General features: G+C 45.8%; 13 protein-coding genes. 7 read left to right on the top strand and 6 right to left on the bottom strand.

What is annotated here, in order from left to right; all coding sequences use genetic code 11:
* Positions 1–170 precede the first annotated feature (170 nt).
* The 7 genes from HU824_RS02335 to HU824_RS02365 all read left to right on the top strand — a co-directional run bounded on the left by HU824_RS02335 (position 171) and on the right by HU824_RS02365 (position 8,568).
* The gene (locus HU824_RS02335; RefSeq protein ID WP_176468029.1) at positions 171–1,793 is read left to right on the top strand and encodes a glucoamylase family protein; all 1,623 of its coding nucleotides are present in this window, start codon (positions 171–173) and stop codon (positions 1,791–1,793) included.
* Positions 1,794–1,827: 34 nt separating this feature from the next.
* Positions 1,828–3,120: a glucoamylase family protein gene (locus HU824_RS02340; RefSeq protein ID WP_255260448.1), complete on the top strand. Its 1,293-nt coding sequence runs from the start codon at positions 1,828–1,830 to the stop codon at positions 3,118–3,120.
* A 56-nt stretch (positions 3,121–3,176) separates the two neighbouring features.
* Entirely contained in the window at positions 3,177–4,028 is an 852-nt protein-coding gene (locus HU824_RS02345) for an endonuclease/exonuclease/phosphatase family protein (RefSeq protein WP_176467962.1), read from the top strand.
* Between the two features lie 221 nt (positions 4,029–4,249).
* Entirely contained in the window at positions 4,250–5,824 is a 1,575-nt protein-coding gene (locus tag HU824_RS02350; protein ID WP_176467963.1) for a sulfatase, read from the top strand.
* Between the two features lie 58 nt (positions 5,825–5,882).
* Complete coding sequence (locus HU824_RS02355; RefSeq protein WP_176468030.1) at positions 5,883–7,607, top strand: family 43 glycosylhydrolase; 1,725 nt, start codon at positions 5,883–5,885, stop codon at positions 7,605–7,607.
* An 8-nt stretch (positions 7,608–7,615) separates the two neighbouring features.
* Positions 7,616–8,386, top strand: coding sequence for a prolyl oligopeptidase family serine peptidase (locus tag HU824_RS02360; RefSeq protein WP_176467964.1), 771 nt, complete (start codon positions 7,616–7,618; stop codon positions 8,384–8,386).
* Positions 8,383–8,568 (top strand): hypothetical protein, encoded by a 186-nt coding sequence (locus HU824_RS02365; protein WP_255260443.1) that lies wholly within the window; start codon positions 8,383–8,385, stop codon positions 8,566–8,568. Before HU824_RS02360 ends, HU824_RS02365 begins: the two co-directional genes overlap by 4 nt.
* Before the next feature lie 4 nt (positions 8,569–8,572).
* Here the strand turns inward: HU824_RS02365 and HU824_RS02370 are convergent, their stop codons facing one another.
* From HU824_RS02370 to rpoN, 6 genes are all read right to left on the bottom strand, one after another.
* On the bottom strand, positions 8,573–9,487 hold the full coding sequence (locus HU824_RS02370) for a glutaminase (RefSeq protein ID WP_176467965.1): 915 nt from the start codon (positions 9,485–9,487) through the stop codon (positions 8,573–8,575).
* A 10-nt stretch (positions 9,488–9,497) separates the two neighbouring features.
* Positions 9,498–11,363 (bottom strand): 4-hydroxy-3-methylbut-2-en-1-yl diphosphate synthase, encoded by a 1,866-nt coding sequence (locus HU824_RS02375; RefSeq protein WP_176467966.1) that lies wholly within the window; start codon positions 11,361–11,363, stop codon positions 9,498–9,500.
* Between the two features lie 70 nt (positions 11,364–11,433).
* Positions 11,434–11,943, bottom strand: a complete 510-nt coding sequence (gene purE / locus HU824_RS02380) for a 5-(carboxyamino)imidazole ribonucleotide mutase (RefSeq protein WP_136008834.1) — start codon at positions 11,941–11,943, stop codon at positions 11,434–11,436.
* Positions 11,944–11,964: 21 nt separating this feature from the next.
* Positions 11,965–12,345: a glycine cleavage system protein GcvH gene (gene gcvH / locus HU824_RS02385; protein ID WP_136008835.1), complete on the bottom strand. Its 381-nt coding sequence runs from the start codon at positions 12,343–12,345 to the stop codon at positions 11,965–11,967.
* A 50-nt stretch (positions 12,346–12,395) separates the two neighbouring features.
* On the bottom strand, positions 12,396–13,058 hold the full coding sequence (locus tag HU824_RS02390; protein ID WP_176467967.1) for a hypothetical protein: 663 nt from the start codon (positions 13,056–13,058) through the stop codon (positions 12,396–12,398).
* A 74-nt stretch (positions 13,059–13,132) separates the two neighbouring features.
* Complete coding sequence (rpoN, locus tag HU824_RS02395) at positions 13,133–14,623, bottom strand: RNA polymerase factor sigma-54 (protein WP_176467968.1); 1,491 nt, start codon at positions 14,621–14,623, stop codon at positions 13,133–13,135.
* Between the last annotated feature and the right edge of the window lie 52 nt (positions 14,624–14,675).

Below are 14,675 nucleotides of genomic sequence, written 5' to 3' on the forward strand. Positions count from 1 at the left end.
AACTGAGCAAATACAAACTTGTCTTGAAACATATGCGGTCATAGTAAAACTACCGCAAAGATAAAATTTCAAGTCCGTTCGCTCGAAAAATCCATGTAACTAACTATATTTCAATAATTTCAAAGAAATTTTTCAGATTTTAATGGGACAGTAGTGAAGTATTATATTTCATAGTATGTCTTTTGTTGGTTGCGTGCGGTGGTGATAATCAACCTGAGGTGAATCAGCCTTTCGAGTTGAAGAATATCATTGTGGGTGACCAACAAAACCAACAGACATTTGAGAATGTTGCTCCCAATGTAGCCATTGTTTTGGAGTTCTCGGATGCTGTAGATGAGGCTTCAGCCCGTAACAATATTGTTTTGAAACATGAGGAGCTTCCCATAAGCTGCGATTATGAGTTCCTGCAAGAGAAAAAAGTATCGATGACTCCTAAGGAGGGGTTTAAAATCTTGTCATCGTATAAATTGATTGTCAATCCGGGGGTGAAAGCCACTTCCGGGACACTGCTTTCCAATGGCAAGGTTTGTATGATTAAGACAGGAATGGATGATACAGATAAGTTTGAGCGTATCCCTGATGAGGACTTGTTGACATTGATACAGAAGCAGACCTTTAAGTACTTCTGGGACTTTGGGCATGAATATTCCGGAATGGCGCGCGAACGTACTGCTTCGGGCGATGTAGTTACTACCGGCGGTACCGGCTTTGGCGTGATGGCCATGCTGGTAGCTGCCGAACGGGGCTTTATTACCCGTCAGCAAGCCGTTGAGCGAGTGCAGAAGATTGTTACTTTTCTTGATAAGGAATGTACGGCTTATCATGGTGCTTATGCACATTGGATAAATGGCGCAACGGGAGCAACCAAACCTTTCAGTGAGAAAGACAACGGTGCCGATTTGGTTGAGACATCCTTGTTATTTCAAGGTTTGCTTGCTGCTCGAGCCTATTTCAAGGAAAATACGGAAGTAGAAAGTAGGTTGCGTGCCGACATAACCCGTCTTTGGGAAGCTATTGACTGGACTTGGTTCCGGAAAAATGGTGAAGATGTACTGTATTGGCATTGGAGTCCCGATTACGGTTTTGAGAAGAACTTGGCAATAAGAGGGTGGAATGAGTGCCTGATTACTTATATACTTGCTGCGTCGTCTCCAACACATGCTATAGATAAAGTTGTATATGAAGCAGGCTGGGCTAAAAATGGAGGAATCAGGAATGGAAAATCTTATTATGGCATCACTCTTCCTTTAGGTTCGGATAAGGGGGGACCGCTATTCTTGTCTCAATATTCTTTTCTGGGCATTAACCCGCAAGGACTGGAAGACCAATATGCCGATTACTGGATGCAAAATCGCAATCATACGTTGATTAATTACAGTTATTGTAAGGAAAATCCCAAAGGATATACGGGTTATAGCGCTTCTTGTTGGGGGGTGACGGCAAGTGACGGTGATACGGGATATTCAGCTCATTCACCTACTAATGATAAAGGGGTCATTGCTCCAACAGCTGCTTTGTCCGCATTTCCTTATACTCCGGAGGAGTCAATGGAAGCGCTGCATTTCTTCTATTATAAGATGGGAGACAAACTTTGGAAAGATTATGGTTTTATAGATGCCTTTAATTTGACGGCAGATTGGTACGATACTCAGTACATAGCCATTGACCAAGGGCCGATAATCTGTATGATAGAGAATTATAGAACAGGCCTCCTTTGGAATTTATTTATGTCTATACCGGAAATCCAACAAGGACTGAAGAAGCTTGGCTTCCAGAGTCCGTGCTTAAACTAAAAGAATGATTATGATGAGAATATTAATATATTTGATGCTTTTGCTATACCCTTTTAATTTGATTTCGGGACAGAATAAGCAGAAGCAGCTTTCTGACGACGAACTCATGACCCTCGTCCAGAAGCAAACTTTCCGTTACTTTTGGGACTTTGCCCATCCCGAATCCGGATTGGCGCGTGAGCGGAGCAACGGCGGTGCCGAGGTTGTTACCATTGGCGGGTCGGGGTTCGGAGTGATGGCTGTCATTGTCGGCGTGGAACGTGGGTTTATCACCCGCGAACAAGGTGCCGAACGTATACTGAAGATTGTTCGTTTCTTGAGCGACAAGAATACCGACAGCTATCACGGTATGTGGGCGCATTGGATGAACGGTAAAACCGGTAAGACCATTCCTTTCAGCCGTAAGGACGATGGAGCGGATATTGTAGAATCCGCTTTCATGTTCGAAGGCTTGTTGGCTGCCCATCAGTATTTTATAAAGGATAATCCGACGGAAAACCGTATCAGGGGAATGATTAATAATCTGTGGCGCCAAGCAGAGTGGAATTTCTTCACTCAAGGGCAAGATGTGATGTACTGGCACTGGTCACCCAATAACGGATGGGCGATGAACCACCAGATTAAAGGTCATAACGAGTGTCACATTGTTTACATTTTAGGTGCGTCTTCTCCTACTTATCCGATTGCCGAGAGCGTTTATCATAAGGGCTGGGCCAATGCGAACACTTTTCTGAATGGTCAGGAGTATTATGGCATCAGGCTTCCTCTCGGAAACGATAACAGTAAGGGCGGTCCTTTGTTCTTTACTCATTACTCTTACATGGGGCTTGACCCTCATGGATTGAAGGACCGCTATGCTGACTACGAGGAACAAATGAAGGCCCATACTTTGATTAACCGTGCCTATTGTATCGAAAATCCGAAGGGATATAAGGGTTACGGTGAGAAATGCTGGGGATTGACAGCCAGTGACGGTGATAAAGGCTATTCTGCCCATAGCCCCGGAAATGATCGCGGCGTGATTACGCCTACTGCGGCTCTTTCATCCGTTCCTTATACACCGGAGTATTCTTTGGAGGCCATGCGCTATTTCTATGAAGAACTGGGTGACCGTCTTTGGGGTGAATATGGGTTCAAGGATGCATTTAATCTGACTGAGGATTGGTTTGCGCCTTCGTATCTTGCCATTGACCAGGGACCGATTATCGTGATGATAGAGAACTATCGCACCGGTTTGATTTGGAAGCTTTTCATGAGTCATCCCGATGTACAGAAGGGATTGAAGAGATTAGGCTTTACATCTCCTTATTTGAATAAGGCTGATTAGGTTTGGCAGGATTTGATTTTGGTAAGATTTTATATAGATTAAAAAGAATTATGACCATGAAAAACGTGCTTTTCAATAGTGTATTGGTTGCTTTCGCATTGCTTGTCGCCTCGTGCGGCAAGCAACCGGAAGCCAAGGTAGAAGTGATGTCGTTCAACATCCGTCTGGATCATGTAGCGGACAGTATGAATAACTGGAAATACCGTAAGGATAATGCAGCACAGATGATTGCTTATTATGCTCCGGACATTGTGGGCATGCAGGAAGTGGTAAAGAATCAACTTGATGACCTGAAGGAGCGTCTTCCTCAATATACTGCCCTTGGCGTAGGTCGTGCAGATGGAAAAGAGAAAGGCGAATATTGCTCCCTTTTTTATAAGACAGACCGTTTTGAACTTTTGGAGAACGGAGATTTCGGACTGAGTGAGACTCCCGATTCCATCGGAAAGAAAGGCTGGGATGCGGCATGCGAACGTATCGTGACTTGGGCTGTGTTGAAAGACAAGGTGAGTGGCGGGAAAGTAGCTGCTTTCAATACCCACTTTGACCATGTAGGTAAGGTGGCACGTCGAGAAAGCGCTAAGTTAATACTCGAGAAGATAAAGCAAATAGCGGGAGAGCTTCCGGTAATTATCACTGGAGACTTTAATGGAACGGTAGACTCCGAGCCGGTCACTATATTGACGGAAGGTGGAATGAGGAACGCTTGTTCCACGGCAAAGGTCGTTTACGGACCGACATGGAGCTTTCATGACTTCGGACGTATTCCGGTGGAGAAGCGCAGGCTGATAGATTTTATATTCGTAAATGCTTCTGTAGAGGTGGAGCGTTACCGCACAGTTGGCGATAAGCCGGACAATGGCTATCTTTCCGACCATGCTCCCGTATTGGTTACTTTGAAACTGTAAAGAGGACTCGTCTAATTCTATTCTGCATTATTTACAAATCATAAGGGTTCAAGAAACACTTGTATACTGAACCTAATTCAGTCGTATAGTGAATGCCATTCAGTCGTATACTGAATAGGGCTCAGTCGTATACTGAATGCGCTGTATTTTAACCACGCTGATAGTCAGTAAATTATAAAACAACGTTGCGCTTTTGATAAATTACAACAAATAATGAATACATGAAAAATAAACTATCCTGGGGAATTGCCTTGTTGCCCTTTGTTCCTTCGGTTTGGATGCAAGGACAAGAACAGAAACAAGGAATAGGAAACGGGCATCCTAACATTATTTTTATCATGAGTGATGACCATGCCCAACAAGCAATGAGTATATATGGACATCCCATAGGTAAAATAGCTCCTACTCCCCATATTGACCGTATTGGGCATGAAGGGGCGGTATTTCAGAATAATTACTGTTGCAATTCCATTTCCGGCCCCAGCCGTGCAGCCATACTGACTGGTAAGCATAGCCATAAAAATGGTTTTATGAGGAATGGAAATAAAGGATTTGACGGTTCGCAGCAGACACTGCCGAAGATATTGCAAGCAAACGGTTATGAGACAGCCATTATCGGCAAGTGGCATCTTGTTTCAAAGCCTACCGGGTTTGACCATTGGATGATCTTGAATGATCAGGGAGATTATTATAATCCGTATTTTATTACCGAGGGAGATACCGTTCGGCATAAAGGATATGTGACTGACCTCATTACCCAATATTGTGAAGACTGGATGAGTGGGCGCGAGGATAAGAATAAACCTTTTTTCCTGATGATGCATCACAAAGCCGTTCACCGTAATTGGGTGCCTGCCGAACGGCATTATCATTTGTACGAACACACGCAGTTCCCTTTACCCGACAATTATTATGATGCATACGAAGGACGTTATGCGGCACAAATGCAGAAGATGAATATATACCGTGATATGTACGAAGGTCACGACTTGAAGATGGTTGCGGGTATGAATAGCGACAGTCTGCTATTCGACCCGTGGCCTCATGCTTTTCTTGGTACGATGGAGCCGGATGAGCGCCGCCGTTTTATGGATGCCTATCGTGAACGGAACAATGAATTTTATTCGAAACAGCGTACTTTCAAAGAGGTGGCAGAATGGAAATATCAGCGTTATTTACAGGATTATATGGCTTGTGTGGCAAGCGTGGACGAGAGTGTAGGAGAAATATCGGATTATTTGAAGCGTACCGGATTGGATAAAAATACGATTGTCGTTTATACTACAGACCAGGGGTTCTATCTGGGCGAGCACGGTTGGTTTGATAAACGTTTTATGTATGAGGAGTCTTTCGGTATGCCGATGGTAATGAGCTGGCCGGGACATATTAAGCCTGGAACGCAGGTAACAGGATTAACTCAGAATATTGATTTCGCTCCCACTTTTCTCGATATGTGTGGAATTGAGATTCCTGAAGACATGCAGGGAGTGTCATTTCGTCGGTTGGTAGAGAGAGGAATCACTCCACGAAACTGGAGGAAGTCACTTTACTATCATTATTATGAATTCCCCGGTTTTCATAGTGTCCGTGCACATTACGGTGTCAAGATGGAGCGCTATAAATTGATGCATTTTTATGTGGATGACAAGTGGGAACTTTATGATTTGGAGGAGGACCCGGCAGAAATGCATAATTTGTATGGTGAAAAAGGGATGGAGAAGGTTGTTGCAGAATTGAAAGCGGAACTTACCCGCCTGCAGGAAGAATATGATGTTCCTGAATCTCTGTGTAAATAATGGTGCATATTTCGTGATGTATAAATGAATATTTAGAAATATAAATGTGGATAATATGATGAAAAGATTAAGTGGTCTGGTGCTGCTGTTGTGTTTGGCGAATTTCCTTTCTGCACAGGACATGCGTATGGATACTTATTGTAATCCTTTGAATATCGATTACACGTACATGATTTATAATTCGGATAAGAATATCTCCTACCGTTCCGGTGCCGATCCTGCCGTGGTGGAGTTCCGGGGTGAATATTATATGTTTGTTACCCGTTCACATGGTTATTGGCGTTCCAGAGATTTGCTGAACTGGGAGTTTGTACGTCCGGGCAGGAACTGGTATCCGCAAGGGTGTAATGCTCCGGCGGCACATAATTACAAAGATTCGGTACTTTATGTGACCGGTGATCCTTCCGGTTCCATGAGTATCCTTTATACGGATAATCCGGCTTCAGGAAACTGGGAAGCTGTTCCGGCAATCTTGCATAATCTGCAAGATCCCGATTTGTTTATTGACGATGACGGTAAAGCGTATATGTTCTGGGGCTCTTCCAATGTGTATCCTATCAGGGGAATGGAACTGGACAAGAACCAGCGTTTCATCAAGAAGGGAGAAACGAAAGAACTCTTCAATTTGGATATGCCTAAACATGGCTGGGAACGTTTCGGTGAAAATCATACGGATACTGTATTGGGCGGATATATTGAGGGGCCTTGGCTGACGAAGCATAATGGGAAATACTATATGCAATACGGTGCTCCGGGAACGGAATTCAATGTCTATGCCGATGGTGTTTATGTGGCCGATTATCCGATGGGGCCTTATACTTACCAAAAGCATAATCCGGTGTCCTACAAGCCGGGTGGTTATATGAACGGTGCCGGACATGGAAGTACCGTGCTTGGCCCTGGCGGACAATATTGGCATTTTGCTTCGATGTCACTCTCTATCAATGTGAATTGGGAACGTCGCCTTTGTATGTTTCCGGCGGGGTTCGATAAAGATGGCATTATGTATGTAGATACTCGTTTCGGAGACTATCCCCGTTATGCACCTGCCGTATCGGGCAAGGCTGGACAGTTCCGTGGGTGGATGTTGCTTTCGTATGGCAAGCCGGTGACGGCTTCTACTACAAAAGACGAATTTGAGGCAGATGCCCTGACGGATGAACTGACTAAAACTTTTTGGCTTGCCGAGGCTAATGACGAACGGCAGTGGGTGATGATTGATTTGGAGAAACCTGCTGATGTGTATGCTATTCAGATAAACTATCACGATTATCAAAGTAATATGTACGGTCGCTACGAAGGACTCCATCACCGTTATCTCATCGAAGGTTCTCTTGATGGTGAGAATTGGGAGATATTGGTGGACCGTAAGGAAAGTTATAGGGATACTCCGAATGATTATGTTGAACTGGCATTACCCAAGTCTGCCCGTTATATCCGTTATAAAAATATAGATATACCGACACCGAATCTGGCTATATCTGAACTTCGCGTCTTTGGATTGGGTATGGGGAAGGCACCGCAACAACCCAAAAAGTTGGTACTTGACCGCCAAGCAGACCGTCGTGACATCTCCATCCGTTGGGAGGCTGTGAAAGGTGCGCAAGGTTACAACATACTTTGGGGCATTGCACCAGACAAACTTTACAGCTCTTGGATGGTCTATGATAAGACTGATTTGTTGATGAAAACCCTTACTGCTGATCAGGATTATTATTTTTGTGTGGAGGCTTTCAATGAAAATGGTGTATCTTTACGTTCGGAAGTTAAACATGTAAAATAAATAATAAGATGAAACGTATAATCGGCATCCTTTGTGGATTATTCTTTTTCTTGTTTTCGTTTGCACAAGAAACCTTTCAAAAGGAAACTTATATCTCTTCCCGTGGAGATACATTGTTGTATCGTTTGTTGCGTCCAGAGGTGATGAAACCTGATGAAAAGTATCCTTTGGTGCTTTTCCTGCATGGTGCCGGAGAGCGTGGCAATGATAATGAGAAACAATTGGTTCATGGTGGGCAGATGTGGCTTAATCCTGTAAACCGCGAAAAGTATCCGGCGTTTATTTTGGCTCCGCAGTGTCCTGAAACCGGATATTGGGCATATACGGAGCGCCCTTCATCTTTTGTTCCGGAAGATATGCCGTTGGAAGTGCCTGTTTCTCCTATTTTCCGTACGTTGAAAGAGTTGTTGGATTTCTATCTGGCCATGCCGCAGATAGACAAAGACCGTATCTATGTTATGGGACTTTCTATGGGAGGAATGGGTACATTTGACATGGCTGTCCGCTATCCGGAGATTTTTGCGGCAGCAATACCTATTTGTGGAACAGTGAATCCGGCACGGTTGAAGGCTGGCAAATCGGTCAAGTTTCGTATTTTTCATGGAGATGCGGATAATGTAGTGACTCCTGAAGGATCGCGTGCAGCATATCGGGCCTTGAAAGCTATTGGTGCCGATGTGGAATATATTGAATTTCCTGGTTGTAATCATGGTAGTTGGAATCCGGCTTTCAACTATCCTGGTTTTATGGAGTGGCTGTTTAATCAGAAGAAAAAATGATGAGAATATTGTCTGTTATCGGAGCGCTCTTTTTAGGGGGCGCTTTTTTAACTTCTTGCACGACTTCCGGTCGGGTAAGTACTTTTGTGGTATTGCCGGATACGCAGACTTATCTGGACCACCCCTCCGAGCATCATAACTTTAAGTTCAGAGAGGTGGACTTTGATAAATATTTACGCTGATTTTTCAGAAAATAGACTCCTGCGTCTGTGTAGTCAGCAATTCCAATGCCTTGATGCCCATCACTGAGTTCCCTTTTCGGTTTAGCCTCGGGCTCCATACGGCCACCGAATAGCGCAACGGATAAACGGCGGCTATGCCGCCTCCTACACCACTTTTCCCCGGAAGGCCCACCAGATAAGAGAATTCCCCGGCTTCGTCATAAAAGCCGCATGTCTGCATGATGGCATTTATTCTTTTTACCTGGGAGGAGGTCAGCGTGATGTTCTCGAATGCAAAGGCTTGTTTGTGGTTGGCGAAAGGTAAAAAGGCCTTGGCCAAATCATGGCAGCTCATTTCTATGGAGCATTGCAGGAAATAGAAACGGAGCACGCGTTCTATGTCATTGTCTATGTTATGATGATATTTCAACAGGTTGGCGATGGCGGCATTCAGATAACCGTTCTTGCGCTCGGACAGGGCCACCTCTTCGTTATAGCCAATTCCGTCGTTTCCGCTGATGGAACGGACAAAACGTAGATATTCTTCTTCGGGATGCTTCAGATGATTCAGCAGGATATCGGTCATCACAATGGCTCCGGCATTGATAAACGGATTCCGGGGAATACCTTTTTCTACCTCTAGCTGCACCAGCGAGTTGAAGGCAGTACCCGAGGGCTCTTTGCCCACTCTTTTCCATAGATTGTCTCCTTCGAGGCTCAGACACATGGCAAGTGAGAATACTTTCGAAATACTTTGTATGGAGAAGCCTGTGGCAGCTTCTCCATGTATAAAGGTTTCGTCTTGGATTGTGCGAATGCACATCCCGAACTGATTCGGGTTGATTTTGGCAAGTGCCGGAATGTAATCAGCTTGTTTGCCAATGGTGGCATAGGGCTGTATCTCCTGATGAATGTCTTTCAGTATTTTCTGATAATCCATACTATAATTTTTATTTTTCTATATAGTCGCCATTGTCTCTGATAAGTTTTATCAGTTTTTCTACCGCTTCTTCTTCGGGAATGTTCTTTTCGACGCATTCTTTCTTCTTGTAAAGGCTGATTTTACCTCGTCCGGCACCTACATAGCCATAGTCAGCATCTGCCATTTCTCCGGGACCGTTGACAATGCATCCCATGATGCCTATCTTGAGCCCTTTCAGATGACCGGTAGCTGTCTTGATGCGGGCAATGGTGCTTTCCAGGTCGTAGAGTGTGCGTCCGCAGCCGGGGCAAGAGATGTATTCGGTCTTGCTGGTACGTACACGTCCGGCTTGCAGGATGCCGAAAGCAGTGGCATCCACCATTTTGCCATTTATGGTTTCTCCTTGGTTGAAAAGAAGTATACCGTTGCACAGTCCGTCGAAGATAAGTGCTCCCATATCGGCTGCTGCTTTAATTTGCAGGTTCTCCACTTCATTCTCTGCATAGTGCTCAAAGAAGACTACCGGATTTTTCAGGCCTTCCTTCATCATCTGGTGTACCAGGGCGCGTTGTTCGCCCAATCGGTTGGGATGGTTGCTTTGCGAAATCAGCACGACTTCCGGATGATACTTCAGGCAGGCGATGGCTTCGTCGTTCAATCCCATATAAGTGATGAAGAGGAACTTCAATGAGGCGTTGCAGCTGCTTAGGAAAGGTAGCTGGTCTCCTTTGAAGACAGGCCAGGCATTGACCGGCACTGCTTCGTGGATGTGCCGTTCCATCCAGATGTCGGCGTCGATAATACATTGCACACCTTTCGGCAGTTGTTCGGGAATGGAACGTCCCGTATAGATATAATCCGGAATGAATTGCGGATTAAAGTTCATGTCCCCGTTCAGGCGTGCGGCAATGACCACGGGTAGATTGCCTCCGCCGATATTGTGTACGGCAGTAGTCTCGCGGAGGGTGGGAGAGAGATAATTGAATTCCGGTACATCTGCTCCGGGGATGTAAGGATGGTCGTGGCGCTGCACGATATAGTCCACTAGTTTGCGGGCTACGGGGATTTCTGCCTCCGGGGCTTCGCTCAAGGAAACGCGAATGGTGTCACCCAAACCGTCTGCTAACAAGGCCCCGATGCCCAGAGCCGACTTGATGCGTCCGTCTTCTCCGTCTCCGGCTTCCGTTACACCAAGGTGCAACGGGAATTGCATGTCCTCCTGCTCCATGACGGCTGCCAGCAAGCGTACTGTCTTTACCATGACCACTGTATTGGATGCTTTGATGGAAATAACTACATCCGTAAAATGCTCTTGCACGCAGATACGCAGAAATTCCATACAAGATTCCACCATACCTTCGGGGGTATCGCCATAGCGGGACATGATGCGGTCGGACAATGAACCGTGGTTCACGCCGATGCGGATGGCAGTATGGTTCTCCTTGCAGATATTGAGGAAGGGGACAAAGCGGTCGTGTATCTTCTGCAACTCCTGAGCGTACTCCTCGTCGGTATACTCCAGATGCTTGAAAGTACGTGCCGCATCCACATAGTTTCCCGGATTGATACGTACTTTCTCTACATATTGTGCTGCCACATCCGCTACCTTCGGATTGAAGTGAATGTCGGCCACGAGTGGCACCATATAACCGTCCTGACGTAGCCTAATGTTAATATTCATCAGATTCTCAGCCTCTTTGACGCCTTGGGCTGTGAGGCGTACATACTCTCCTCCGGCATCGACGATACGTTTGGTTTGTGCCACGCAGGCTTCTGTGTCCTGCGTGGCGGTATTTGTCATACTTTGTATGCGGATAGGATTGGAGCCGCCCATGGGGGTGGCTCCGATGTTTACTTCTGATGTTTCCCGTCGGGAATAGTTGAATAAATCCATTTCTTTAATTGATAGTTGATAATTTATAATTGACCGTTGGTTGGATTGCCTCATTGTCAATTACTCATTGTCAATTTGTCTTATATTCGTACTTCACATCCTTCAAGTCTTCATTTGCCTTGACTATTTTCCTTTTCAACCCCTCTTTGTAGGCAGCGAATGTTTCAGCTAATGAGGAATCGCTCAGTGCCAGCATTTGTACGGCAAGGATGGCAGCGTTCATGGCACCATTGATGGCAACGGTAGCTACCGGTATGCCCGGAGGCATTTGGATAATGGAGTAAAGGGCATCTACGCCATCGAGTACAGAGCCCTTTATGGGAACACCGATTACCGGCAGTGTGGTATTGGCGGCAATGACACCGGGCAGGGCGGCAGCCATGCCGGCAGCGGCAATAATCACTTTAATGCCGCGTTGGCGGGCATTCTTGGCAAATTCCTCCACTGCTTCCGGGGTACGGTGAGCAGAGAGGGCGTTCATTTCGAACGGTACATGCAGGTCATTGAGCAATTGCGCGGCCTTCTCCATAACGGGGAGGTCGGAAGTACTGCCCATGATGATACTAACGATTGGGGACATAATTAAATTATGGGTTATAAGTTATTCGTTTATCAGAGCTTTGTAGGCTTCTGCATCCAGCAGGCTGTCGAAATCGGCATCTGCAGCGGGTTTGATTTTAATGAGCCAGCCTTCACCATACGGGTCTTGGTTTACCAATTCCGGTTGATCGGCAAGCGTTTCGTTCTGTTCCAGAATTTCTCCATTTACAGGCAGAAAGAGATCTGAAATGGTTTTTACTACTTCAATGGTGCCGAACACTTCATCGGCAGCCAATGTTTCACCTACTGTCGGAATATCGACAAACACGATGTCACCCAATTGGTCTTGTGCATAATCAGTAATACCTACATAAGCTACATCGCCTTCCTGGCGAATCCATTCGTGTTCTTTGGTGTACTTTACATTAGTCGGGAAGTTCATGATCATTAGTTTTTAAAGGTTGATACTTATTTAATTGATAAATCAAAATTTTAAAAGAGAAAGATTCGGAACAGTATGTTGCTCAACGGATGGAGCACCAACAGCGAGCAGATAAGTCCTACGGCAAAGCCTCCCATTACTTCGCCCAAAGTGTGGTGCTGCAGGATGATGCGAGCGGTGCCCAATATGCCTGCCACCAGTATAAAGAGGCATAACCACCATACGGGATTGTAGCTGAACAAGGCACTGAAAGCCACCAACCCGCCGATTACAGCTCCGGCGCCTGCCATGTGTTCGCTCAGTTTCCATTTCAGGTTGACTATCACACAGATAATCATCATTACTAGAACAGAGAGAATAATGCCGGTCATGTACCATGGGATATTGAGCCGATGCATCATGAGCAGGCAGAATATGTAGGAAGTGATGGTCAAGATAAAGGGAACATATCTCTTTTTCCGTTCCACTAGTTCTCCCGGACTGAAACCGTTGACTTTGCGGAAGATGAAGATGGTTAGGGTAGGCATAAGGATGGTGAAGCAATACACCACACCCAGCACTATCAACTTGTACTGCAACGGCATGATGCGCAGGTACGAGAAAATGAATAGAACCAGAAAAGCCAAGAAAGGGATAGAGAACGGTGTGAATACGACCGAAATCACTTTCGCTGTTCTGATTAAAGTCTTATCTTCTATAATATGCTCTTCCACAACCTAATTTATTTACGATTTACTGTTTTGAATGTTTTTGTTTACACTCTTGATTAATTACGGGTTATTATTTCTCACTTTCTCAGTCGTGCCACCGGGATATTCATCTGTTGGCGATACTTTGCCACCGTGCGGCGGGCTATAGGATAACCTTTCTCCTTCAGCAGCTCGGTCAGTTCGTCGTCGGTCAGAGGCTTTTTCTTGTCCTCGTTGTCAATGCACTCTTTGAGTATCTTACGTATCTCGCGTACGGACATCTCTTCACCATCTTCGGTTGTATAGCCGTCGTTAAAGAAGAACTTCAGCGGGTAGATGCCGTAGTTGGTCTGTACATATTTGCTGTTGCTCACACGGGAGATAGTCGAGATGTCCAACCCGGTGCGTTCGGCAACATCTTTCAGAATCATGGGGCGAAGTAGCGACTCATCTCCTTCGAGGAAGAAAGAGCGTTGCAGGTCTATGATGGCCTGCATGGTGGTCATCAGTGTATTTTGGCGTTGCTTCACGGCATCTATGAAACCTTGTGCGGCATCCATTTTCTGTTTAAGGAACATCATGGCCTCGCGAGATTCCTTGGACTGGTTGGCACGGTTCTTGGTATGTTCTTCCACCATTTCGGTGAAGTCGCGGCTCATGCGCAGTTCCGGCACGTTGCGGTTGTTCAGTGTCACGTTGATAGTACCGTCATCATAGGTGTCTACAAGGAAGTCGGGAACAATCTGCTGCATGTTCTTTCCGATGGTTTCGCCAAGCGAGGCACCGGGACGGGGATTCAACCTGCATATTTCCTTAACGGCTTGCTGCAGAGTCTCTTCGCTGATACCTAATTTTTGCATAATCTTGTCCCAATGCTTGCGGGTGAACTCTTCGTAGCACTGGGTAAGAATATCTTCTTCTATATAGTATTGTGGAGGCGAAGGCATGGGCCGCTGGGCCTCCTTGCGTCGAATCTGGAGGAGTAGGCACTCTTGCAGGGTGCGAGCACCCAGACCGGCGGGGTCGAAGTCTTGTATAATCATCAACACTTCTTCCAGTTCTTTGGGAGAAGCATCGATACCGGCATAGATGGCAAGTTCGTCACTGATGCTATCCAGCGATTTGCGCAGCAGACCATCGTCATCCAGTGAACCGATGAGATATTCGGCTAGTTCGCGCTGGTGCGGGGTCAAATCCCGCTCGCCAAGCTGTTGGCGCAGGATCTCATAAAAAGAGGTGGTATCGGAAAAAGGAATTTCTTCTGCCTGCTCTCCTTTGCTGCGGTTGTTTTCCTGCAGTTTGTAGTCGGGGATATCGTCTTCGTTCAGATAGTCGCTTAAAGAATCATAACTGGTGTCTTCACCATCTTCTGAACCGGTTTCCGTATCGGGCATGTCGGAATATTCATTACCGGGAGTATCTTCTTTGCCCTCTTCCAGTGCCGGATTTTCCAGAAGTTCGGCACGTACGCGGTCTTCCAGTTCCACAGCAGGGAGTTCCAGCAGTTTTACTACCAGAATCTGTTGCGGAGACAGCGTCTGTATCTGCTGTTGCGCTTGAGTCTGTACTTGTCGGGAACCTTGTGCCATACTTTATAAATTACGAATTACGAGTTACAAATTACAAATATGGGAAAATTTC

This window comes from Bacteroides sp. L10-4 (assembly GCF_013373675.1).
GTDB classification, from domain to species: domain Bacteria; phylum Bacteroidota; class Bacteroidia; order Bacteroidales; family Bacteroidaceae; genus Bacteroides; species Bacteroides muris.

Bases quoted from the DNA above. Each gene is read 5' to 3' on its own strand.
- HU824_RS02365 (WP_255260443.1), top strand. From the start codon at position 8,383: ATGATGAGAATATTGTCTGTTATCGGAGCGCTCTTTTTAGGGGGCGCT.
- HU824_RS02370 (WP_176467965.1), bottom strand. From the start codon at position 9,487: ATGGATTATCAGAAAATACTGAAAGACATTCATCAGGAGATACAGCCC.
- rpoN (WP_176467968.1), bottom strand. From the start codon at position 14,623: ATGGCACAAGGTTCCCGACAAGTACAGACTCAAGCGCAACAGCAGATA.
- purE (WP_136008834.1), bottom strand. From the start codon at position 11,943: ATGTCCCCAATCGTTAGTATCATCATGGGCAGTACTTCCGACCTCCCC.
- HU824_RS02345 (WP_176467962.1), top strand. From the start codon at position 3,177: ATGAAAAACGTGCTTTTCAATAGTGTATTGGTTGCTTTCGCATTGCTT.
- HU824_RS02355 (WP_176468030.1), top strand. From the start codon at position 5,883: ATGAAAAGATTAAGTGGTCTGGTGCTGCTGTTGTGTTTGGCGAATTTC.
- HU824_RS02340 (WP_255260448.1), top strand. From the start codon at position 1,828: ATGCTTTTGCTATACCCTTTTAATTTGATTTCGGGACAGAATAAGCAG.
- HU824_RS02350 (WP_176467963.1), top strand. From the start codon at position 4,250: ATGAAAAATAAACTATCCTGGGGAATTGCCTTGTTGCCCTTTGTTCCT.
- gcvH (WP_136008835.1), bottom strand. From the start codon at position 12,345: ATGAACTTCCCGACTAATGTAAAGTACACCAAAGAACACGAATGGATT.
- HU824_RS02375 (WP_176467966.1), bottom strand. From the start codon at position 11,363: ATGGATTTATTCAACTATTCCCGACGGGAAACATCAGAAGTAAACATC.
- HU824_RS02360 (WP_176467964.1), top strand. From the start codon at position 7,616: ATGAAACGTATAATCGGCATCCTTTGTGGATTATTCTTTTTCTTGTTT.